The sequence below is a fragment of the Mycobacterium sp. 852013-50091_SCH5140682 genome (assembly GCF_001665685.1).
Classification (GTDB): Bacteria; Actinomycetota; Actinomycetes; order Mycobacteriales; family Mycobacteriaceae; genus Mycobacterium.
In genome coordinates this window covers 1-23,317 of record NZ_LZTB01000076.1, presented here as the reverse complement: position 1 = coordinate 23,317, position 23,317 = coordinate 1, and the positions used below count along the sequence as shown (strand labels likewise).

Annotated in this window: 19 protein-coding genes; 10 read left to right on the top strand and 9 right to left on the bottom strand. The window is 66.8% G+C overall.

Going from position 1 to position 23,317, the window contains the following annotated elements; genetic code table 11:
* Nucleotides 1-55: 55 nt before the first annotated feature.
* From A5784_RS21540 to A5784_RS21515, 6 genes are all read left to right on the top strand, one after another.
* Nucleotides 56-793 (top strand): glucose 1-dehydrogenase, encoded by a 738-nt coding sequence (locus A5784_RS21540; RefSeq protein ID WP_064946927.1) that lies wholly within the window; start codon nucleotides 56-58, stop codon nucleotides 791-793.
* Between the two features lie 153 nt (nucleotides 794-946).
* A complete protein-coding gene (locus A5784_RS21535) occupies nucleotides 947-3,670 on the top strand; it encodes a glycoside hydrolase family 2 protein (protein WP_064946945.1) in 2,724 nt (907 codons plus the stop codon).
* Between the two features lie 9 nt (nucleotides 3,671-3,679).
* Nucleotides 3,680-3,904 (top strand): hypothetical protein, encoded by a 225-nt coding sequence (locus A5784_RS21530; protein WP_064946926.1) that lies wholly within the window; start codon nucleotides 3,680-3,682, stop codon nucleotides 3,902-3,904.
* 58 nt (nucleotides 3,905-3,962) lie between these two features.
* A complete protein-coding gene (locus A5784_RS21525) occupies nucleotides 3,963-5,153 on the top strand; it encodes an enhanced intracellular survival protein Eis (RefSeq protein ID WP_286159437.1) in 1,191 nt (396 codons plus the stop codon).
* A 30-nt stretch (nucleotides 5,154-5,183) separates the two neighbouring features.
* Nucleotides 5,184-6,467, top strand: a complete 1,284-nt coding sequence (locus A5784_RS21520) for a competence/damage-inducible protein A (protein WP_064946943.1) — start codon at nucleotides 5,184-5,186, stop codon at nucleotides 6,465-6,467.
* Between the two features lie 140 nt (nucleotides 6,468-6,607).
* A complete protein-coding gene (locus tag A5784_RS21515; protein ID WP_064946942.1) occupies nucleotides 6,608-7,951 on the top strand; it encodes a pyridoxal phosphate-dependent decarboxylase family protein in 1,344 nt (447 codons plus the stop codon).
* Nucleotides 7,952-7,963: 12 nt separating this feature from the next.
* On the opposite strand, the gene A5784_RS21510 is transcribed toward A5784_RS21515, so the two are convergent.
* From A5784_RS21510 to A5784_RS21490, 5 genes are all read right to left on the bottom strand, one after another.
* Nucleotides 7,964-9,346 carry an FAD-dependent oxidoreductase gene (locus A5784_RS21510; RefSeq protein WP_064946925.1) on the bottom strand — a complete coding sequence of 461 codons (1,383 nt, stop codon included), beginning with the start codon at nucleotides 9,344-9,346 and terminating at the stop codon, nucleotides 7,964-7,966.
* A 108-nt stretch (nucleotides 9,347-9,454) separates the two neighbouring features.
* Nucleotides 9,455-10,102: an MBL fold metallo-hydrolase gene (locus A5784_RS21505; RefSeq protein WP_064946941.1), complete on the bottom strand. Its 648-nt coding sequence runs from the start codon at nucleotides 10,100-10,102 to the stop codon at nucleotides 9,455-9,457.
* 33 nt (nucleotides 10,103-10,135) lie between these two features.
* Nucleotides 10,136-11,062 (bottom strand): alpha/beta fold hydrolase, encoded by a 927-nt coding sequence (locus A5784_RS21500; protein WP_064946924.1) that lies wholly within the window; start codon nucleotides 11,060-11,062, stop codon nucleotides 10,136-10,138.
* A gap of 22 nt (nucleotides 11,063-11,084) precedes the next feature.
* Nucleotides 11,085-11,978 (bottom strand): fructose bisphosphate aldolase, encoded by an 894-nt coding sequence (locus A5784_RS21495; protein WP_064946940.1) that lies wholly within the window; start codon nucleotides 11,976-11,978, stop codon nucleotides 11,085-11,087.
* 99 nt (nucleotides 11,979-12,077) lie between these two features.
* Entirely contained in the window at nucleotides 12,078-13,466 is a 1,389-nt protein-coding gene (locus A5784_RS21490; protein WP_064946923.1) for a pyridoxal phosphate-dependent decarboxylase family protein, read from the bottom strand.
* 750 nt (nucleotides 13,467-14,216) lie between these two features.
* Here A5784_RS21490 and A5784_RS21485 point away from each other — a divergent pair.
* Together A5784_RS21485 and A5784_RS21480 are read left to right on the top strand one after the other, a co-directional pair.
* Nucleotides 14,217-14,540: a hypothetical protein gene (locus A5784_RS21485; RefSeq protein WP_232006179.1), complete on the top strand. Its 324-nt coding sequence runs from the start codon at nucleotides 14,217-14,219 to the stop codon at nucleotides 14,538-14,540.
* A 120-nt stretch (nucleotides 14,541-14,660) separates the two neighbouring features.
* Nucleotides 14,661-15,917, top strand: coding sequence for a hypothetical protein (locus A5784_RS21480; protein WP_064946922.1), 1,257 nt, complete (start codon nucleotides 14,661-14,663; stop codon nucleotides 15,915-15,917).
* Nucleotides 15,918-15,922: 5 nt separating this feature from the next.
* On the opposite strand, the gene A5784_RS39265 is transcribed toward A5784_RS21480, so the two are convergent.
* Nucleotides 15,923-17,254: a hypothetical protein gene (locus tag A5784_RS39265; protein WP_232006177.1), complete on the bottom strand. Its 1,332-nt coding sequence runs from the start codon at nucleotides 17,252-17,254 to the stop codon at nucleotides 15,923-15,925.
* A 244-nt stretch (nucleotides 17,255-17,498) separates the two neighbouring features.
* On the opposite strand from A5784_RS39265, the gene A5784_RS21470 reads away from it, so the two are divergent.
* Complete coding sequence (locus A5784_RS21470; RefSeq protein ID WP_064946937.1) at nucleotides 17,499-18,518, top strand: alpha/beta fold hydrolase; 1,020 nt, start codon at nucleotides 17,499-17,501, stop codon at nucleotides 18,516-18,518.
* A gap of 9 nt (nucleotides 18,519-18,527) precedes the next feature.
* Here the strand turns inward: A5784_RS21470 and yaaA are convergent, their stop codons facing one another.
* Entirely contained in the window at nucleotides 18,528-19,274 is a 747-nt protein-coding gene (yaaA, locus tag A5784_RS21465; protein ID WP_064946936.1) for a peroxide stress protein YaaA, read from the bottom strand.
* Between the two features lie 63 nt (nucleotides 19,275-19,337).
* Complete coding sequence (locus A5784_RS21460; protein ID WP_064946921.1) at nucleotides 19,338-19,946, bottom strand: hypothetical protein; 609 nt, start codon at nucleotides 19,944-19,946, stop codon at nucleotides 19,338-19,340.
* Nucleotides 19,947-20,484: 538 nt separating this feature from the next.
* Between A5784_RS21460 and A5784_RS21455 the strand changes: the two genes are divergently transcribed.
* Nucleotides 20,485-21,252 carry an ArsR/SmtB family transcription factor gene (locus tag A5784_RS21455; RefSeq protein WP_064946920.1) on the top strand — a complete coding sequence of 256 codons (768 nt, stop codon included), beginning with the start codon at nucleotides 20,485-20,487 and terminating at the stop codon, nucleotides 21,250-21,252.
* 10 nt (nucleotides 21,253-21,262) lie between these two features.
* On the opposite strand, the gene A5784_RS21450 is transcribed toward A5784_RS21455, so the two are convergent.
* Nucleotides 21,263-23,317: MMPL/RND family transporter (locus tag A5784_RS21450; protein WP_064946919.1), on the bottom strand; the 2,055-nt coding region annotated here is incomplete at its 5' end.

Genomic DNA, 23,317 nt, shown 5'->3' with positions numbered 1-23,317 from the left:
CGCAGAAATTGGAACAGGTTCTAATTTGGCCTCTCAGGCGGTAGCCTCAGCCGTCATGGGACGGGTTGACGGAAAAGTGGCACTGATCAGTGGCGGCGCGCGCGGTATGGGCGCCGAGCACGCCCGCGCACTCGTGGCCGAGGGCGCCAAGGTCGTGATCGGGGACATCCTCGATGACGAAGGCAAGGCCCTGGCGGCCGAACTGGGCGACGCGGTGCGCTATGTCCATCTCGATGTCACCGACGCCGATCAGTGGGCGGCTGCCGTCACGACCGCGACCGACGAGTTCGGCGTGCTCAACGTGCTGGTCAACAACGCCGGTATCGTCGCGCTCGGCCAGATCGGCAAGTTCGACATGGCCCAGTGGCAGAAGGTCATCGACGTCAACCTCACCGGGACCTTCTTGGGCATGCAGGCCTGCGTCAAGGCCATGAAAGCCGCGGGCGGCGGGTCGATCATCAACGTGTCGTCGATCGAGGGGCTGCGCGGCGCCGCCATGGTGCACCCGTACGTCGCGTCGAAATGGGCCGTGCGTGGCCTGACGAAATCGGCCGCGCTGGAACTGGGCGCCAAGCAGATCCGGGTGAACTCGATTCACCCCGGCTTCATCCGGACCCCGATGACCGAGCACTTTCCCGAGGACATGCTCACGATCCCGCTGGGCAGGCCTGGGCAACCCGAAGAGGTCTCCAGCTTCGTGGTGTTTCTCGCCAGCGACGAATCCCGGTACGCCACAGGCGCCGAGTTCGTCATGGACGGCGGCTTGGTCAACGACGTCCCCCACAAGCTCTGAGGGTGCACCGGCCGCGCGGCCGGGCGTGCTTCACGGCAGAATGACCGGGCGGCCGCCCGCCGCATCGGTCCCGAGGAGCCACCCATTTCCAGCCCGAAACGTCGCGTCGGTCCGCTCATCGCGGGTGTCGTCGTCACGCTGCTGTTGCTGTCGGTGTGTGTCACCGACCTGCCCGTGTTCGCCCGGCCGGAGCCACCGTCGGGCCGCATCGAGCTGTCGGCAGGCTGGCAGCTGACCTCAGCGCGGGACGTGTTGGCCGGGGGAGCCGAGATCTCCACGACCGGATTCCGCGGGGACCGCTGGCATCAGGTGGAGCACATGCCCGCCACGGTGCTGCAGGCGCTCGAAGATGACGGCACCTACCCCAACCTCTACTACGGCGAGAACCTGGCCAACGTTCCCGACGATCTGTACCGCCAGGACTGGTGGTACCGGACCACATTCACGGCGCCGGCAGGCAGCGCGAGCTATCGCATCGAGCTGCCCGGCATCAACTACCGCGCCGAAGTGTGGCTCAACGGCCGCCAGATCGCGGGGAGCTCCGAGGTGGTCGGCATGTACACCGCCCACGAGCTCGACGTGACACCGTGGCTGCACCAGGGCGGTCAGAACACCCTGGCCGTCAAGGTCACCCCCGAGCAGGCCCTGCAGGACATCAACGGCGTCGAGCTCGCCGACAGCTGGTGGGACTGGATCAACTGGAACCAGATCGGCTACCAGGGACCGGGCAAAAACCCGCTGCGCGGCAATTCCTTTGTCGCCGACCGCAACGCGGGCATCTTCAAACCGGTGTACCTGAGTTTCTCCGGCACGGGTGTGGTCAGCGATCCGATGGTGACCACCGAGCTGCCCCTGCCGTCGACCGATACGGCCCGGCTCACCGTGTACAGCGACGTCCGCAACACGTCGTCGACCACACTGCGCGGCGTCGTGCGCGCGACGATCAGCCGGGCGGGCAAGCCGGACATCACCCTCGACCAACCCGTGACCCTCGGTGCGGGGGAGCGCCGTGAGGTGAAATTCGATCCGGACTCCTACGCCGCGCTGACGGTGCACCACCCGGATCTGTGGTGGCCGTACACCATGGGCGAACCCAACCTCTACAACCTGCACCTGGAGTTCCGGCAGTACGGCCGGGCCACCGACACCGACGACTCGCGGTTCGGCATCCGGACCATCACCCAGCATCGCGACGACGACGAGCAGTACCCGGACCTGGGCCGCGGTGGCAGCTTCTACCTCACGGTCAACGGCAAGGACCTGCTGGTCCGCGGCGCCGCTTACACCCCCGATCTGCTGTTCCGGTACGACCCGCAACGTGAGGACGCCATCCTCGGCTACGTCCGCGACATGGGCCTGAACATGCTGCGGCTGGAGGGGAAGTTCCCCGGCGACAACATCATCGAACGGGCTGACGAGCTGGGCATCCCGCTGATGTACGGCTGGATGTGCTGCAACCAGTGGGAGAAGTGGTCGCAGTGGGACGCCGAGGACCATCGCGTCGCCAACGAGAGCCTGCGCTCGCAGCTGCTGACCCTGCGTGGTCACCCGTCAGCGTTCATCTGGGCCAACGGCAGTGACGGTAAACCGCCGCAGTCGGTCCTCGACGCCTATCACGGCATCCTGGCCGAGCTGCACTGGCCGAACGCCGTCGTCGACACGGTGTCGTCACTGGCCCGCGACGGTGACGGGCAGCCCGACTGGGACGGCATCCACATGGCGGGCCCGTACACCTGGCGCCCACCCAGCTACTGGTTCAGCGGCGGTTATCAGGCCACCCGAGGATCCAACGCCGAGCAGGGGGACAACGAGAACATCCCGCCGTTCGCGAGCCTGCGGAAGTTCCTCCCACCGGACAAGCTGTGGCCGATCAACGACACCTGGTACTTCCACGCCGGGGCCAATCCCAGTAACAACTCGCTGGAGAGCATCCGCACGGCGGTGGTGCGACGGTACGGCTCGTCGCCCAACGCGGAAGAATTCGCCCGCAAGGCGCAGTTGGCCCACTACGAGTCCACCCGGGCCCAGTTCGAGGCGTTCGCCGCGCTGGGCTGGGAGAACCACAAGATGACGATCTACTGGATGCTCAACAACCATTGGCCGTCGTTCTTCGGGCACCTGTTCGACTACTACCTACGGCCCGGCGGCGCCTACTTCGGCGCCAAGAAGGGCCTGCGACCGCTGTCGGTGGTGTTCGACTCCTTCGCCACCGGCGACCACAACACGGCGAACATCACAGTCGTCAACCAGACGCCGTCCGACCAGCACGGCCTGCACGTGCGGGTGCGTACCTACGACCTGGCCGGGCGCGTGCGGGACGACCGGACCACCGACACCATCTCGGTGCCGTCGGGCGGCGCCGTGCAGGCCCTGGCGCTGCCGCATGTGGTCCGCGACTCCCGGGTGTTCTTCGTGCGTGCCGAACTGCTCGACGCCTCCGGTGACGCCGTCACGGAGAACACCTACTGGCAGTCGCAGCAGCGCGACGACGTCGGCAACCCGATGAACGACCAGGCGTTCGACCTGGCCCAGACCAGTTGGGCCGACATGACCCCGCTCAACACCATGCCGCCCGCACCCCTGCAGGTCAGCGCCTCCCGCACTGCCGGACCCGATCGCACCGTGGTGGCGATCCGCCTGCACAACCCCACCCGGCAGATCGCGTTCTTCGACCGGGCCGAGGTCACCGACACCCACGACGGTGACGAGATCCTGCCCATCGAGTACTCCGACAACTACGTCACGGTCTACCCGGGCGAAACGGTGATCCTGACCGCCACCATCAGCGGACCGGAACCCCAGGCCAACTGGGTTCGGGTCACCGGGTACAACTCCGCGCCGGTGACCGTGCCGATCGACCAGTCCACGCGCCGATAGGATCGCCTGATGACCACAACCGATGAGCGCCGCGATCTGTCCCAGGTAGCCGAGTCCAGCGGCTGGGCGCGCCGCGACCTCGACCGGGTCGACGTCTACCAGCGCGGCAACGACCGGATCCGCGTGATCTGGCGGGGTACCAACGCGATCAGCGGTGCCAGCCGATTCCAGGACGACATCATGGGCACCTACACGCGCGACCTGGCCACGGTGAGCAACTGGCTCACGCGCTGACCGCTGAGCGCGAAAATCATTCGCGGCGGCCTTCGGCCATGTGGCACTGTCGAGCTTTGTGAGTGCCCCGACCGCTGACCTGATTCTGGATTCGAGCACCGATGCCGATTGGACGGCGATGGCGCTGCTCGGGGGCACTGCCTTCGGGGAGATCGGGCATCCGGATTCGATGGCCGCCTGGCGCACCCTGGTGCCCGCCGACGGCGCGCTGGTGGTGCGTGACGGCGACGTCGTCGTCGGACAGTGCTTCTACCTGAACGTGTCGCTCACCGTGCCCGGAGGTGCGGTGCTGCCCACGGCCGGCATCAGTTTCGTCGCCGTGGCACCGACCCACCGCAGACGCGGGATCCTGCGGATGATGTACACCGAGCTGCATCGGCGCATCGCCGACGCGGGTCTGCCCGTCGCCGCGCTGACCGCGAGCGAAGGCGGCATCTACGGCCGGTTCGGGTACGGCCCGGCGACCGGCAAGCAGTTGATCACGGTCGATCGCCGGTTCGCGGCGTTCCACGCGTCCGTCGCCGACCCCGGTGGCGTGCGATTGGTCAAACCGGGCGACCACCGCGACGTCTTCGCCGAGATCTACGACCGGTGGCGGCTGCAGACACCAGGTGGGTTGCGGCGCCCGAGCGCGCTGTGGGACGACCTGCTCGCTGACCGGGAGAACACCCGCGACGGGTGCTCGGAACTGTTCGCGTTCGTGCATCCCGACGGCTATGTGCTCTACCGCGTGCACGGCAATGACCCCATGACCATTCGCGTCTGGGAGTTCGCCGCCGCCACTACCGACGCGCGGGTGGCGCTGTGGCGTGCCCTGCTCGGCATGGATCTCATGGAGAAGGTCAACATGTGGACCCATCCCGACGACGAGCTGCCGCAGCTGCTGACCAATCCGCGGTTGGTCCGGGTGACCAACAGCACCGACGATCTGTGGCTGCGCATCATGGACATCCCGGCGGCTCTCGAAGCGCGCAGCTATCAGGACGATCTGGACGTCGTGCTTGAGGTCGCCGACCGTGGACGATTCGCGCTGCAGATCCGCGGCGGGCACGCACGGTGCACACCCACCGACGCGCCGCCCGACATCGCTCTCGATCTCGACGTGCTGGGCAGCCTGTACCTGGGCGGGTACCGTGCCGAGGGGTTTGCGACGGCAAACCGGTTGCGGAGTAACGACTCTGCCCTCATCCGTCGGCTCGGCGCCGCATTCGCGAGTGACGTGCCCGCTGTGCTGGGTTACAGCTTCTGAGCCGAGGGGGGCTGCGTAATGTGCAGCGGTGTGAGTGCACGCGCAGGCATCGTGGTGACCGGAACCGAAGTTCTCACCGGACGGGTTCAGGACCGCAACGGGCCGTGGATCGCCGACCGGTTGCTCGAGCTGGGTGTCGAGCTCGCCCACATCACCATCTGTGGTGACCGCCCGCGCGACATCGCCGCGCAGCTGCGCTTTCTGGCCGCAGAAGGGGTGGACCTGATCGTCACCAGCGGTGGACTCGGGCCCACCGCGGACGACCTGACGGTGGCCACGGTCGCCGAGTTCTGCGGCCGCGAACTGGTTTTGGACACCGACATGGAGGAGCGGATCGCGGCAATCCTGCGTCGGCTCATGGCAGGTCGCGGTACCTTCTCGGAGATCGACTTCGAGGCCGTGCGGGCAGCCAACCGCAAGCAGGCGCTGGTGCCCGTCGGCGCCGAGGTCCTCGACCCGATCGGTACCGCACCCGGCGTCGTGGTGCCCGGAACGCCGACCGTGATCGTGCTGCCGGGTCCTCCGCGCGAACTGCAACCCATGTGGTCGACGGCCATCGCGACGGAGGCCGCCCAGCAGGCGATCGCGCAGCGCACCGTGTACCGCCAGGAGATGCTGCGCATGTTCGGGCTCGCCGAGTCCGGTCTGGCCGAAACCCTGCGCGAAGCCGAGCAGGCGATCGCCGGGTTCGCCGATCTGGAGATCACCACGTGTCTGCGCCGCGGCGAACTGGAGATCGTCACGCGCTACGAACCGGCGGCGGCAGAGGCGTACGCCGAACTCGTAACGCTGCTGCGCGACCGGCATGCCAACACCCTCTACTCGGAGGACGGCGCCACGGTCGACGAGCAGGTGGCCGCGCTGCTGGCCGGACGCCGGGTGGCGACGGCGGAATCGTGCACCGCAGGTCTGCTGGCGGCACGGCTGACCGAGCGAGCGGGTTCGTCGGCCTATGTCGCAGGCGGTGTGGTCGCCTACGCCAACGAGGCCAAAACCGAACTGCTACAAGTCGATGAAGCATTGCTGGCCCAACACGGAGCCGTCTCCGAACCGGTGGCCGCAGCCATGGCCACCGGGGTGCTGGCCGGCTTCGAAGCCGACACCGCAGTGGCGATCACCGGGATCGCCGGTCCAGGCGGCGGCAGTGCAGACAAGCCGGTCGGCACGGTGTGCTTCGCCGTGCAGCTCGCAGGCGGTGAGCCCGTCACCCGAACGGTCCGGCTGCCGGGTGATCGCACCGACGTCCGGGAGCGCTCGACCACCGTGGCGATGCACATGTTGAGGCGGGCGTTACAGGGCGGCAGCGCACAGTAACCGATCTCGCCTGCGGGCCAAGCGAGCCCGGACAACTGCCCCGGCGAAAACGGCGCCTTCGGTCAATCGGGCTGACAGACTCCGTGCAGGGTCCGCACAGATCCGGCAGGGCCCGCACCGGCGAGGAGGCAGTTGTGGCGATGCATAGTGTCGACGACACCACCGAACAGACCGTTCGCAGTGTTCTGGCGTACGCCGAGAACCGATTGCGGATGAACCCGGTGCCCTTGGACAAGGGATCGTTGTCGGCCGAGGAGCTCTACGGTCGTCTCGACGGACTGATCCGCGAGACGCCGCGGCATCCCGACGAGGTGCTCGGCGTGTACAGCTCCGTGATCGCGCCGAGCATCATCTCGGCGGACAGTCCGCGCTTCCTGGGCTTCATCCCCGCCGCACCCACCAAGGCCAGCCTCCTGTTCGACATGCTCGTGTCCTGCGCATCGATCCAGGGCATCTCGTGGCTGGAGGCGTCGGGGGCCATCGCCGCCGAGAACACCGTGTTGCGGCTGATCGCCGACGAGGCAGGTCTGCCCTCGACGGCCGGTGGCTGTTTCGTCTCGGGCGGCTCGGCCGGAAACCTGTCGGCGCTCGCGACGGCGCGCGAAACCGCCAAGAGCCACGGCGCCACCGGCAGGCTCAGCGTGGTGGTCGGCACCGACGCGCATTCCTCGATCGTGAACACCCTCAAGCTGCTGGAGATGGACGCCCTCGTGGTGGACACGCCCGAGCACCGGCTGACCGCCGACACCGTGCGCGCCGCCGTGCCCGCCGACACGCCCAACATCGCCGCGGTGGTATGTACCTCGGGCACCACCAACGCGGGCATCATCGACGATCTGGCCGGGGTCGGCGCGCTGGCCAAAGAGCGTGGTTGGTGGTTCCACGTGGACGGGGCGTACGGCGGCTCGGGCATCTTCGCGCGGTCGCTGCGCTCGAAGTACGACGGCATAGAACAGGCCGACTCGTTCATCCTCGATCCGCACAAGTGGTTGTTCACACCGTTCGACTGCTGCGCGCTGCTGTACCGCAATCCGGAGCTGGCCCGGGCCACCCACACGCAGGACGCGTCCTACCTCGACGTCATCCACACCTCCGACGGCGAGTGGAACCCGACCGACTACGCCTACCACCTGACCCGCCGGGCCCGCGGCTTGCCGTTGTGGTTCTCGTTGGCGGTCAACGGAATCGAGGCCTATCGCGAGGCCATCGAGGTGGCCGCCGAGCTGGCCCGGCAGACCGCGGTGCTGATCAACAGCGAGTCGCACCTCGAACTCATCCGCGAGCCCGATCTGGGCGTGGTGCTGTTCAGTCGGCTCGGGTGGCAGGGCGAGGATTACGACGCGTGGGCGCAGAAGTTGCACGACGACGAGATCGCGTTCATCCCGCCCACCAAGTGGGAGGGCGAGACGGTCGGTCGCTTCGCGTTCCTGCATCCGGACACGTCGATGGACCTGGTGCGTGAGGTGCTCGACCGGACGCGCTGATCCAGTCCGCCGTCACGCGGGTTGAGCCGGTACCTGCGGGCGCGACGGGACGGACGCGCGCGGGTGCCGCCGCGGGCCGGCCATCACGCGTGCGACGATCGACGGTCGCAGCAGCGCCGAGGGTGCATCGACGAGGTTGGTCACCCGCAGGAACGTCTCGGCCACCTGGCCATCCGATTCAGCGGCAGCCAGGACTCGCTCGGTGTACCCGTTGGCGAACCGGATCGACGGCGACCGGTGGCCCTCGACCCCGGGCAGCGTCAGATCGGCACCCGATGCCATCTGCCACGCTCGGCCAAGGGGTTTGGCGGCTGCGCGGAAGAACCGGCGCGCCAGGTCCTGGGGTCCGTCCTTCAGGCAGTCCCGCAAGGCGAGTGCTTCCAGGGCTGCCACCGACATGCCCTGACCGTAAACCGGGTTGAAGCTGCAGATGGCATCGCCGAATACCAGCAGCCCGCTGGGGAATTGGGGCAACCGCTCGTAGAACCGGCGCACGCTGGCGGGGTAGCGGTAGGTGACGGGCTCGGTGAGCGGTTCGGCCGCCCGCAGCGCCGTCATCATCGCCGCGGGCGCGAACTTCTCCGCGAAATGGAGCATGCCATCTCGGTCGACGGGCGGTTGAAGTCCGGTCATGCCGACCAGTGTCAGCATCCAGGTGTCGTTCTCACACGCGAAAAGCGCACCCCCGCACAGTAGTTCGGGACGTGCCCCGATCAGGAAGAGTCGTTCGACGATGGCGTCGGACGGGATGTGCACCAACTGGCTGGTGTAGGCGACGTGGATGGTGTTGCGATGCTCGGTAGGACGTTTGTAGCCGATGCTGTCCAGGAAGGCCGGGGTCCGCGCGGCCCGGCCCGTCGCGTCGACCACCAGATCGCCGGGCACCTCCAGGTGGCGGGTTCCGTCGTGGGCTGCGACCCGTACCCCGGTGACGCGCCCGGCGCCGGCGACGACGAACTCGACGGCGTCGTGCCCGTCGAGGATCTCGACGTTGGAGATCGCCCGGACCCGTTGGCGGACATGAGCTTCCACGAATGGTCTGGTGGCCAGATACGACGTGATGGGCTTGGCGAACGGCCCGTTGAGGTTCAGCGGGTGCCCGGCGAAGGTCATCGACACCCGGGACACACCGGAACCGTCGAGGACGACGGCGCCGTCGTCCACGAGATCGTCGAGGAACCCGGGGAACAGGTCATCGAGTGCCTGCGCCCCGCTGGACAGCAGTCCGTGCACGTGGCGTCCCTGGGGTACGCCCCGTCGCTGCGCGATGCCGTCGGGCAGAGTGTCGCGTTCGATGACGGTGACGTGATCGAAGTGGTCGGCGAGCACTCTGGCGGCGAGCAGGCCGCCGATGCTGCATCCGAGAACTACTGCGCGCTCGCCGATTCTGGACATCGGACACCTCCGTCGCCCGGTGCTGTACCAGGTCTACCGAGCCATCGTCGAACGGCTCGCGGAGCACGCATAGGGTAATCGACTACCTCAAAAGCCCGGAGTTCGATCTCAGCGGTGCGCTGCAACGGTGCTTTGGGCTTCGGCGACGCAGTCGGCCCATCGCCGGTTACCGAGCACCGTGACTGCTGTGGCGCCGAAGGCGCTGGAGATCACCACGTCCGGTTCGAGCGTCGCGAGCAGTTCCAGGCTGTCGGTGAGGGCCGCGCTGTCACCGACGCCGGGAATGACGAAGGTGGACCACCGCTCGTCGGCGCTGACGAAAATGGTGTCACCGGTGAACAGGTAGCGTCCGTCGCTGCCGTCGACGAGATAGCTGGTGCTGCCCGGGGTGTGGCCGGGAGTCGGGATCACCTCGACACCGTTGGCGTCGAGGTGGCGGCTGGACACCGGCACATCGACATGGGCGTGCCTGCCGATCGTCGCCAGCTCGGCGGCCGGTGCGTGCAGGCGCGCGCCGAACGTCTCGGCGATACGGGCCAGCATCGGCCCGGCTTCGTCCTGATGCGAGAGGTACTGATCGTCGACGCCACCGAGCTCATCGATGGCGCCGAAGTCGGCGTCGGTGGCTGGGCAGTAGAACAACGCGTTGTGCCCGTTGGCTTTCCACAGGTACCCGTGGGTGGTCAACCCGGGAAACGGTGAGTCCGTTCGGGTTTCCCACAGGTCGGTTCGAATCTGGGTGATGGAGGCTGTCATGACGACAGCCTCCATCCTCAACAATGGTTGAGGTCAACCCTTCGTCGCGGTGCTTTCCGCGGAATCCCAAACCTCGATCATGGTGTGCATGATCTCCTCGGCGCAGCCGAGCCCGCCCAGGTGACTTTCGTGGGGCAACTCGGTGAGCTGCGCATCGCACAATCTTGACACCACGTGCTTGCCGTGGGCGAACGGGACGATGTGGTCATGGTCGCCGTGCCACCACCGCACCGGCACAGTGATCTCATCCAGGCGGAAGCCCCAGTCGCGGGTGAACACGACGATGTCGTAAAACGGCGCAGCCAGTTGCTTGCGGCTGCCGTTGAGCAGGTCATCGAGGAACATCGCTTTGAACTCCGGGCGGCCCAGCATCCGGCGGTCGCCTTCGGGCGACATCCGGGCGTAGATCTCCAGGGCCGGGGACGCCACCGGACGGATCAGCCGGATCAGGCCGGACGCCGCGAGCCGGATCGGCGTACCCGCCACCTGCAACAGCGGCGCCACACTGGCCCCGAGATCCATCAGGCCACTGTGGATGCCGTCGGGCCCGACCAGTGGGGCCACCCCGCCGAGCACGCCTGCCGCTGTCACCCGGTCGGGCATGGCCGCCGCGCACGCCAGGGTGTAGGGCCCACCGCCGGACAACCCGACCACCGCCATCTTTTCGATACCGAGCGTGTCGGCGATCGTCTGCAGATCGTCACCGAAATCGAGAACCCGGTCGTACTGGTGCGGGGTGGACGAGCCGATACCGGGGCGGTCCACCCCGATCAGCCGAATGTTGTTCTGCTCGGCGTACATCCGGGCTTCGGTCGGGATCTGGCGCCGGGCACCGGGCGTGCCGTGCAGCCAGAACACCGCCCGCCCTTGAGGATCGCCGAATTCGGCGAATCCGATCTGCCTGTCGTCGCCGACCGCGACGTTGCCCTCCAGCTTGGGACGGGCGATGGAGATGACCATATGCGTATCTTTCTGGTGCGCGTCAGCCCGCGACCGAGGCGTTGTAGATCGACTGGATCGAGGCGTCCAGCGTGGCGTTGAACTCTTCGTCGGACTGCTGCGCCGAGAGGCCCTCGGTCAGGGCCCGGCTGAAGCTGGCGATCACACCGGTGTTCTGCGCCAGCAGGGCGTTGGCCTCGCTGCGCGAATATCCACCGGAAAGCGCGACGACCCGCATCACCTTGGGGTGCTCCACGAACACCTCGTAGTGATTGGCCACGCTCGGCAAGGTGAGTTTGAGCATCACGCGCTGGCCCTGCGGCAGCGCCTCGAGATTTTTGGCGATTTCGTCGCGCAGCAGATTTTCGGCCTCGGCCTTGTCGGCGATCGAGATCGTCACCTCGGCCTCAAGGATGGGGATGAGACCGTGCGCCAGCACCTGCCCACCGAGCTCGAACTGCTGCGCGACGGCCGCTGCGATCCCGATCGGATCGGCGGCGCCGATCACCGAACGCGCCTTGGTACCGAAGATGCCGTTCTGCACCGCGCGGGCGAGCAACGCGTCGAGATCCGGAATGGGCTTCATCAACTGAACGCCGTCGGTCGTCTCAGCCAGGCCCTTGTCGATCTTGAGCAGCGGCACCACGCCCTTGTCCTCCCATAGGTACGCGGCGCTCGGCTTGCCGTCGATCGCGCGATCCATCGTCTGCTCGAAGAGAATTGCCGCGAGCACCCGGTCGCCACCGAACACCGGTGAGGTGACGATGCGTACCCGCATCTGGTGCATCAGATCGAACATCTCGTCTTCCGACGAGTACGCGCTGTCCTCGATCCCGTACAGCCGCAGCGCTTTGGGAGTCGATCCGCCGCTCTGATCGAGCGCCGCGACGAAACCTTTCCCTGACGTCATCTTGTCGGCCTGCTGCTGGTTCACCATCGGGTTGTCCACCCTTTCGAAGACGTACCTGTCGTCGGCGTTCGCTCGAATTCGACTAAAGGATATTCGGCGCCGCCTGCACGGCAGGACGTCGCCTCGTCACAGTGTGCTGATCGCCGCCCGGATCGCGGCAGCCGACCGGTCGACATCGTCCTCGGTGGTCGCCCAGTTCGAGAAGGACACCCGCAGAACGTAACGGTCGTGCCACGTGGTGCCACCCAGCCAGCACGTGCCGTCGGCCTGAATGGCCGCGACAGCGCGCCGGTTCGCGTCGTCGTCGCCGGGTAGCCGGACCAGCACCTGGTTGAGCACCACGTCGTTGAGTATCTCGGAGCCCGGGATCTCGACCAGCAGTGCGGCCATGCGGCGAGCCTGCGCGCAGTTGCGTTCCACGAGTTCGGCAACGCCGGTGCGGCCGAGGGAACGCAGTGCCGCGTACACCGGGATGGCCCGGGCCCGGCGCGAACTCTCCGGGACGAAGTTGGTGCCGTCCCGTTGGCCCGGATCGACGACCAGGTAGGGGCCGGCCAGCGTCATCGCGGCCAGATGGGCGTCAGGGTCCGCCACGATCGCCATCGCGCTGTCGTAGGGCACGTTGAGCCACTTGTGTGCATCCACAGCCCAGGAATCGGCCCGCTGTACGCCTCGCGTGAGGTGCCGGGTGCCGGGTGCCGCAGCCGCCCACAGCCCGAAAGCGCCGTCGACGTGCAGCCAGGCGCCGTGCGCAGCGCAGGTGTCGGCAATGGGCTCGAACGGGTCGAACGAACCGGTGGACACGTTGCCAGCCTGAGCACAGACGATCGTGGGCCCGGCGTCATCGGCGAGAACCTGCGCCAGGGCGTCGGGATCCATGCGGCCCTGGGCATCGGCCGGGATCCGGATCGCCGTGGCGTCGCCCAGACCCAGCAACCGTAACGCCGTGTAGATGGTGGCGTGTGCCTGGTCTCCGCACAGCACGCGTACCCGGGGCGCGTCGGTCAAACCGTCCCGCTCGACGTCCCAGCCGACCCGAGCCAGCACGGCATGCCGCGCCGCCGCCAGGCAGGTCGTGTTCGCGCCCTGTGCGCCGGTGACGAATCCGACGCCGGCCGCGGGCGGTAAGCCGAACAAGTCGAGCAGCCAGCCCGCGGTGACCTCCTCGATGGCCGCCGCGGCCGGCGACAGCGAGTGATACGCCGCGTTCTGGTCCCACGCCGACACGAGCCAGTCCGCCGCCAATGCGGCGGGCATCGCGCCACCGATGACGAAGCCGAAGTGGCGAGGACCGGCAGTGGCGACCAGCCCAGGTTCGACCCCGGCGGCCAGTGCGTCGACGACGGCGACGGGGTCTTCGCCGTCGGTGGGCAGCGGGCCACCGAGGACCGCCCGCACGGCTGACGCATCGCCGCGCGCCGCGACCGGTCGGTCATCGAGCCCGGACAGGAATGCTTCGGCGCGAGCGAGCGCGGCCCGCAATCCGGCCGTGCGCGTGGGGGACTGGCTTGACATGGCCTGACCATACGGGTTCGACACTCGGGTCGTGGCTACTCGGCGGACCCTGCGGACGATTCGTGTGCAGCAACCTCTCACTACGTGTCGAGATCTGTTCGTGATATTAGCCATGGGAGAAAACCTGGCGGCCATGACTGACCGGTTCCCTTGGTGTTGCCCGCGCCTGGTGCGACCCGGCCCGAACATGTCGAAACCGCCGGTATCGGCTGGTGCTGCAGGTCTTTGACCTTGGTTTATGGCAAATAAATGGCCGCCCCCCTTGACAGGGTGGCGTCGGATGTCCAAAGATCTGGGGACGTCGAGGCGATCAGTACGAGGGGTCTGATCGCCTCGGCCGTGGGGGAACCCCACCTTTGTCGTCGATCGCCGGGATCTTGAATCGTTGTCTGTAAGTTAGCTGTGTGGCATTTATGGCCTTCGCTGAATTGAGTACGGCAAATGCAAGGGCCTGTCTGCAGGCGAGATGATGTGGGTTTCGTCGCCGGCTGTGGGCAGCCGCGCCCAGCGGTCCGAGGGATTGATTGTGCCGCAAAAGGATCCGAACGGCGACTGAATGGCAAGGCGCCGGCCGGCGGTCATTACATGCAAACGCTATGAAGGGGACATGAAGTCAGCCTGACGATGGAACCGTATGTGTTTCATATGAATTGGTGATTTCGCTGAGCGTCGCAGATTTTCGGCAGCCTACGGTTAACGGGCATTGACCGAACCTGAAAGGGGCGATGAAGTCCTGTGAAACGAAATCTGGTGAAATTTGGCGGGCAGCGCCTGGTGGCAGTCTGTTTCGGACTGGTGACTGCGGGTGTGGGCGCTGCGGCCCCGGCGGTCGCTGCGCCGCAGCCTGGGGCCGCCGCTACCGACACCATCGATCAGCTGCAGAGTGAGGGCTATCGGGTGATCCTGAGCAAGGTCGGCAGCGGTTCCATCGAGAACTGCACGGTCAGTGCTGTTCGGCAGGGACGCTCCGTCACGGGTCCGCAGCCACCCGTCAACTCTCCCTTCACGCTGATGGGCCCCGGTCAGGTGTTGCAGTACACAACGGTGTACGTGGACCTCGATTGCCGGCGGTGACACAACTCGGAGTTCCGTGCCGCTGGTGGGCCTCGACCCCCCGTCGTCGGCATCGTTCATGCACGTATCTTTATGCGGCGCTTTGACAATGGATTTCAGCACCGGCTACTTGTTGTCGCCATGCACCCCCGTCATATCGCCCCTGCCCTCGTCGCGATCCTGCTTCTCGCCGGCTGCGGCACCGCGAATGAGCCGGCCTCGTCGTCGGACGTCGGGCACGACGACGGTGATGCCCACAGCGCCAACGACGAAAGCGCCACCGAACAGCGTCGGCCCACCCCGCGTCTGGCGGTCACCTACGACGGTGGGGTGATGGTCCTCGACGCCGCCACCCTCGAACCGGTAGCAGATCTGCCGGGCAGCGGTTACCTGCGAGTGCGTCCGGCCGGTGACGGCCGGCACGTGATCATCGCCGAAGGTGACGGCTTCGGCGTGCTCGACCTGGGCACCTGGGCGCAGCCGCACGGCGATCACGCCCACTATCGCACCGCTGCGCCCAAGCGAACCGACATCCGGATCGCCGCACCTGAGCCCGGTCACGTGGTGGTGCACGACGGCGCTACCGTGCTGTTCTCCGACGGTGCCGGCACGGCGACTTCCATTGCCGGCGACCGCATCGGCGATCCCGCCGCCCCGCGGTCGGTGTATACGGCGCCGCATCCGCACCACGGAGTTGCGGTGCAGCGCACCGACGGATCGCTCCTGATCACCGTGGGCGACGACAACACCCGGACCGGGGTGACGGTGCTCGATGCAGGGCGCGCTGTCGTCGCCGAGGCGAAGAACTGCCCCGGTGTGCACGGCGAGGGTGCCGCGGCCGGCGGTGCCGTGGTGTTCGGATGCGAGGACGGGATGCTTGTGGTCCACGGTGACGCGATCGCCAAGGTGTCGAGTCCGACGCCGGGCTACGCCCGGATCGGGAACGTGGCCGCGACCGAGGCGCACCCGATCGTGCTGGGGGATTACAAAGTCGACAAGGCTGCGCAGCCTGAGCGGCCGACGAGGGTCAGCCTGGTCGACACGCGTACCGACACAATGCGTCTCGTCGAGCTGCCCGCGTCGTATAGCTTCCGCTCGCTCGCCCGGGGCCAGTTCGGTGAGGCCCTGGTGCTCGGCACCGACGGGGTGCTCCGGTTTTTGGATCCGGACACCGGTGCAGTGGCCGGTGAGCTGAAAGTGACTGAGCCGTGGACCGAATCCGCGCAGTGGCAGGACCCGCGGCCGGCGGTGATGGCGCTCGGGTCCACCGCCTACGTCACCGAGCCTGCGACGAAAACGATTACGGCCGTTGACATCCCGAAGCGCGTCGTGCTGAAAACGGCCGCAGTCAACCAGATTCCGGACGAGACCGCCGCCGTCAGCGGTGCTCTCACCTGAGCCATTCACGCCATGTTGATCGCATGTACGGTTTGTGCGGTTAGTTCATCGAGAGTGCTCAGTGGCAGCGTCGGATTACCGATTGTTCCCTTGACCACGTCGGCTTCGGCGCTGCTGATGACGATGAGCCCCCGCAGCTGGGCTATGCGGAACGCTCCGGCACCCTCGACGCACCTGTCGTAACCCTGCACGTTTTGCACCCGCAACCACCGCTGGGATACTCGGACGGTGTCCACGCCGTCGGCGACGGCTGAATCACTGTCGAGGACCTGGTCGATGTCGCGGCTGGAGCACAAGGCCGGTTTGTCGACTAGATGGGCTGTGCACGTGGCGATCTCGCGACGCAGCTCGCTCAGATAGTCGACACCGGCCCTGGCCCGAGCTATTCGCACACTCGGCGGCAGCGGTGCGTCCTGTGACGGGTGACTCCAGCTCGCCTGCAGGTCATAGAGCGGCGAGCCACGGTCTGCATCGGGGCACAACAACCAGCGCCCACCCGGCTCGCCTGCCGAAGCGTCGATGGTGACACCGTCACCCAGGGGTGGCAGCAGCGTGGAGATCTGCGCTGCATCCCAGTCGGCGAGTGAGGGCGGCAGCGCAGCCCGTGTCCTGGGCCGGCCGACGGCCCCGAGGACCGCCGAGAAGACGTGATTGCGTGATGTCGCAGACGGGTCGGTGGTGCGATAGAAGGCTTGCGCGATCACCCCGTTGGGCAGTTTCGTCGCGGCGACATGGGTGATGAACGGCCACTGCGCGCTGTCACCGCTCTCATAGCTGGTCAGCTTGTCGGCGGACTCCGCGATCATCCAGCCGTGCACGCCGTTGTCGTCGAGACTCGGGGCGGTGCTCCACATCCGGCACTGGTTGGCCCACACGTTCATCTGAGCCGCGAGGTCATCGCTGTTTTCGGCGACCATGAACCGGACATGAAAGTACTCGCCGCCGTTGGCGGGGAACCGTGTGCCGCTCGCAGCTGCTGCGGGGCGGTACTCGGCGTCGATCTCGGGGGCTTTCGCGGCGCCCAACGTGGGGATGTTCTGGCACTCTGGCGGCGCGGAGTCCCGTGCCGATGACGGCGGTAGGACGGCGAAATCCGGGTCCGGTCCGCCCCGGACGCTGACGAGGTCGAACAAGTCCGGTTCGATGTCGGCGAGCCCTGGGACGCAGTGCACCAACTGGGCCGGTGAACATACCGCGGATACGGCGGGCGTCGCGGTCAATGTCGCCTGACTGTGCGAGGGCGCGAGTGTGGGGTGCGCGCATCCTGCAGCGGTCAGCGCGACCACCAGCGCGATGCAGCAAGCAGCTGCCGCGCGAACACCATTGAGCGTCAACACCGCTGCATCAATCGGCAATTCTCGGCAGGCACTGGCCCATCTTATGAGCCGGCGTTGAACCACCATCGCGGCAGTTTCGGCGCGCCGGGAACGCTTCGACCGCGGTGGCAGCGCAAAAGCTCGGCGACAATATGATCAATCGGTCCGAGCGCGGCCGAAGGTGCTGCCGCCGACGGTTTCTGGACTTGTGGGTCCAATGTGTTGTCGGTATTGCTGGGGAGTGCCCCAGGAGAGGAGTCCGATGGTGATCAGCAGGCGCAATCTTTCGATGGGGTTGATGGCAGTGGCGGCGGGAGCGACGGTGGCAGCGTGCTCGTCGTCGTCACAGACCGCGCCTGCGCCGACCACCCCGTCGGCCCAAGGACATACCTCGCTCGGTCCGGTCAAACAGATCAACGCGGGGTTGCTCGACGTCGGCTACGCGGAACTGGGCCCCTCCGACGGGCAACCGGTGATCCTGCTGCACGGCTGGCCCTATGACATCCACAGCTATGTAGATGTGGCGCCCGCGCTCGCGGCGCAGGGCTACCGCGTGATCGTGCCGTTCGCGCGCGGCTACGGTTCGACCAGGTTCCTGTCGGCCACCACGATGCGCAACGGGCAACAGAGCGCACTGGCCACCGATGTCGTCGACTTCATGGACGCCCTGCACATCCCGCAGGCGATCCTCGGTGGCTTCGACTGGGGCGCCCGCACCGCGGGCATCGTCGCGGCGATCTGGCCGCAGCGCTGCGCGGGCCTCGTCGCGGTCAGCGGCTACCTGATCGTCAATCTCGAGGCGAATCAGAAACCGCTGTCACCGGAAGCCGAGCACGGCTGGTGGTATCAGTACTATTTCGCCACCGAGCGGGGCGTCGCCGGCTATCGACAGAACACCGCCGAATTCAACAAGCTGATCTGGAAACTCGCCTCGCCGCGATGGAATTTCGACGACGCGACCTACGCGCGGACGGCTGCCGCGTTCGACAATCCCGACCACGTCGACATCGTCATCGACAACTATCGCTGGCGGCTCGAGCTGGCTCCTGGGGAGCCGCGGTATGCCGAGCTGGAGGGCAAACTCGCTGCGCGACCGCCTATTTCGGTGCCGACCATCACGATCGGCAGCGATTTCGACGGCCCCAACAAGGACGGTGCTGCCTATCGCGGGCAGTTCACCGGCAAGTATGCCCACCGCGTATTGGATGGCATCGGGCACAACGTCCCGCAGGAGGCGCCGAGCGAATTCGCCGACAGCATCGTGCAAGTCGGCAAACTCACCTAGCGCGTCGGGTCAGGCGGGCACGACGACAGTCAGCTCGTCGCCGTCGCGTTCGACGTGCATGTCAGCCCTACGGGCGACTGCGGCCACCGCGGCGGCGTCGCCCGGTTCGGATCGGGAACTTGCCAGCACCCGTGCCAGCCGTCCCTTGTGAGCCTTGTTGAAGTGGCTGACCACGGTGCGGTGTCCGTCGGCGTGTTCGGCGAGCACCTGCACGCGGACCGCGCCGGGTATGCGGCCGAGCGCGGCGTAGGAGCCTGATCGCAGATCGACGATCAGATGGTTGGCGGACAATTCGGCGAGCACCGGCTCCAGCGCCGGACGCCAGCGGGTGCTCAGCCTCGCCTGTCCGGGCAGTTTCGACGTCGCCGACAGCCGGTATGCGGGCACCGGATCGTCGGCACGAAGTAGGCCGAACAACGCCGACCCGATCGCGAGGCGGGCCCGCACCCGCTCGGCGGCAGCGCCACGCAACGAACCGACGTCGAGTGCGTCGTACAGCACGCCGGTGTAGCGGTGGATCGCAGGCAGTGTCGGGGCAGAACGCAGTTCGGCGTTGCGCTCGATCTCGGCGTCCTGCTTGGCCGAGAGCCCCAGGGCCTTGCGGCTTGCCGGTAGATCGGCGGACAAGCCGATCAGTTGGTCCACGAGCTCTTCACGCAGCGGCGTCAGGGCCGCCGAGCTGAGCTGGTCCAGGCGTAGGGGCGGGCCGTCCCCGCCGGCGCGCTTGGTCTCGGACGGAGGCAGGAGCACGATCACTCGGGCGAGGTTAGCCGAGAGATCGTGCTCCATAGCGCCCCGATCGGTGTGACCCGTGTCGGGTCAGACCGGCATGGGCGGAGCGAAGGGGTCCGCCGGCGGCGCCTCGGGTGCCTCAGGAGCAGGCGGAGCCGGCATGTCCAGCTGAACCGGCGGGGGCGGGGCGAACGGGTCGGCCGGCGGGGGAGTCATCGGGTCGGCCATCGGCGGGGGTCCCGGCGGCATCGGAGCTTCCGGCGGCGGCGCGTCGAACGGTGCGGGCGCCTCGGGCGCCACCGCGGCCGGATCCTCGGTGGCGACCGGCAGGTACATGTGGTGCGTGAACTGACGCTGGAAGGCGCCACCGCCGCCGACCTTGACGCCGCGGCCGCCCTCGCCGGACGACACCGGCGTGCCGTCGGGCAGGGTCACGGCGGTGTGGCCGCCGTTCCAGCCGATCACCAAGGCGCCCGGCTCGCTGCCGTACTTGAAGCCACGGGCCAGCAGCGCGCGCTCCTGGTTGCCGGTGTTGAAGCGGTCCCCGAAGGCAGGGCGGCCGGTTGCCACGTTGCTGACCCAGGAGGCCAGACCGGAGCAGTCGGTCCCGGCGGGGGTGTCACCACCGGAGATATACGGCGTGCCCGAAACGGACTGGACGAGCGCCATCAGCGATGCGGTCGCAATAGCAAACATGCGGCGGGACGTTAACAGCAGGCAAACTGGGCTGACAAAATATGTGACACCCTTCACAAGGGCTGTGAACTATTGGCTGGTTCACGCAATTTCGCAATCAGTGTGGTCTTCTGCGGTGGGTTTTCCGATGCTTTTCCGGCCTGCCGAGGTGGACCTCGGGTTCGTGTGACGGTTTACTCCAATGTCGTTGTCGCACTTGGTTCAGCTGTTGTTGCGTCACGGCGCCGGTGGGTGGGGGAATGCGTGAATTGGCCGAAATTGCTTATCAAATAGGCAATTTCGAGACCACCTGGGATGGGGTCGCCGAACGGGTCTCGGCGCTCGGCGTCCGGACCGGGTTGCGTCATACGAGTTGCGGGCGGCATTGTCGCCCCGGACGTCGCGCAGTGAATCTGGCGAATGGCAGACCGGTATCAATTCCTCTCCCATGTCGCGTATTGACGTCGTTTCGCGGGCTGCCGGGAGCCGACATGCAGCCGGGTGGCTGCATAATGGGACGGCGCGGTCGAACGGTCGCGGATCAGGAGGTCGGCAGGCGATGGACGAGGTGTTCAAGGCGCTGGCCGACCCGAACCGGCGGCGGTTGCTGGATGCTCTCAACGACCGTGACGGGCAGAGTCTCGCCGAGCTCTGCGCCGACCTGCCGATCGCGCGGCAATCCATCAGTAAGCACCTGGCGCTGCTCGAGGTGGCAGGGCTCGTCAGCACGGTGCGCGAGGGCAGGCACAAGTTGCACTACGTCAACGCCGAGCCGCTCACCGCGATCGCAGGCGGATGGCTCAACCGCTACAACCGGGCGGCGACGCCTGCCCTCGGCGACCGGGTGGTGGACGACGCGCCCGAGGTCACAGAGTTCCGCTACACCACGTATATAAGGACAACGCCCGAGCGACTGTGGCAGGCCGTCACCAACCCGGCCGTCGCACCCGACTACCTGGGCCACGCCATCGAGTCGGCCTGGCTCAAGGGTTCGAGCTACGTGTGGATCGAGAACGGTACGCGGACCGAACACCCCGATCAGGTCATCCTGGAGTCCGATCCGTATCGACGGCTCGGATTCACCTTCCGCACGCTCGCCGCCGACGTCTCCGACCTCACCGAGGAACTGCTCACGGCCGCTGCCGCCGAGCCGTGCTCACGCGTGCATTTCGACATCGAGCCGCTCGACGATCTGGTGCGGCTCACCCTCGTCCACGACGATGTCAGCCCGGGCAGCGTCGTGCTTCCGCTGATCTCACACAGTTGGCCGATAAAGCTGGCGCACTTGAAATCCCGGTTGGAACAGGACGCGCCACAGCCTGCCTGAGCGCCGGGCGTCAGGCGAGCGAGTCCGCCCGGTCCTTCTTCGCCGGCTCGGGCCACGGCGCGGGCAACGGCCGCTGGCGCACCTGCTGGGGCCACCAGAACCACTTTCCGAGCAGGGCTGCGATCGACGGCGTCATGAACGACCGGATGACCAGGGTGTCGAAGAGCAGGCCCAGGCCGATGGTGGTGCCGACCTGGCCGATGACGGCGAGTTCACTGACGGCCATGGACATCATGGTGAAGGCGAACACCAGGCCTGCCGAGGTGACCACCGAGCCGGTGCCGCCCATGGCGCGGATGATGCCGGTGTTGAGCCCGGCGTGGATCTCCTCCTTGAACCGGGACACGAGCAGCAGGTTGTAGTCGGCGCCGACGGCCAACAGGATGATCACCGACATGGCCAGCACCATCCAGTGCAGTTCCAGCCCGACGAGGTGCTGCCAGATGAGCACCGACAAGCCGAAGGATGCCCCCAGGGATATGACGACGGTCCCGACGATGACGGCCGAGGCCACCACGCTGCGGGTGATGATCAGCATGATGATGAAGATCAGGCACAGCGAGGCGATGCCGGCGATCAGCAGGTCGTAGTTGGCGCCTTCCTGCATGTCCTTGAAGGTCGCCGCGGTACCGCCGAGGTAGATCTTCGAGCCCTCCAGCGGGGATCCCTTGATGGCTTCCTTGGCGGCCTGCTTGATGGCGTCGATGTGCGAAATGCCTTCGGGGCTCATCGGATCGCCCTCGTGGCTGATGATGAACCGCACCGCGTGGCCGTCGGGGGACAGGAACATCTTCATGCCGCGCTTGAAGTTCGGGTTGTTGAACGTTTCCGGCGGTAGGTAGAACGAGTCGTCGTTCTTGGAGGCGTCGAAGGCCTGGCCCATGGCCGTCTGGTCCTTCATCATCGCTTCCATCTGATCCTGCAGCCCACCCATGGTGGCCTGCATGGTCAGCATCATCGTCTTCATGTTCTTCATCGTCGCGATCATGGGCGGCATGATCTTGACCATCTGCGGCATCAGGACATCGAGCCGGTCCATGTCCGGCATCAGCTTCTGAATGTCGTCGGTCATGGTGTCGACGCCGTCGAGGGTGTCGAAGATCGACCGCATCGACCAGCAGACCGGGATGTCGAAGCAGTGCGGTTCCCAGTAGAGGTAGTTGCGGATGGGCCGGAAGAAGTCGTCGAAATCGGAGATGTGGTCCCGCAATTCGGCGACGTCGGTGACCATCACATGCATCTTGCTGACCATGCTGTGCGTGGTGTCAGCCATCTCCTGGGTCAGCTTGACCATGGATTCCATGGTGTTGATGGAGACCTGCATCTCGTCAGCCATCTTCAGCATGTCCTTCATGCGGTCTTGCATGTACTTCATGTTCATCATCTGCGTGGTGCCCTGCATGCTGATCTGGAACGGGATCGAGGTGTGCTCGATCGGCGTGCCCTGCGGGCGCGTGATGGCCTGCACCCGGGAGATGCCGGGGACCTGGAAGATGCGCTTGGCGATCCTGTCGACGACGAGGAAGTCCGCGGAGTTACGCAGATCGTGGTCGCTCTCGATGAGCAGCAGCTCGGGGTTCATGCGGGCCTGGGAGAAGTGCCGGTCGGCCGCGGCGTACCCACTGTTGGCCGGCAGGTCCGACGGCAGGTACTTGCGGTCGTTGTAGTTGGTCCGGTAGCCGGGCAGGGTCAGCAGGCCGATCAGCGACAGGGCAATGGTGGCGATCAGGATCGGTCCGGGCCAGCGCACGACCGCCGCGCCGACCTTGCGCCAGCCGCGGGTACGCATGGCCCGTTTGGGCTCGAGGGTCTTGCCGAACTTCGTGACGACCGTGATCACGGCCGGTCCCATGGTCAGCGCCGCGAACACCACGGTCACCATGCCGATGGCCAGCGGGATACCGAGAGACTGGAAGTACGGCAGGTTGGTGAAGTGCAGGCAGAACGTGGCGCCCGCGATGGTCAGCCCCGAGCCGAGGATGACGTGGGCGGTGCCGTGGAACATCGTGTAGTACGCCGATTCCCGGTCCTCACCGACACTGCGGGCCTCTTGATATCGGCCGAT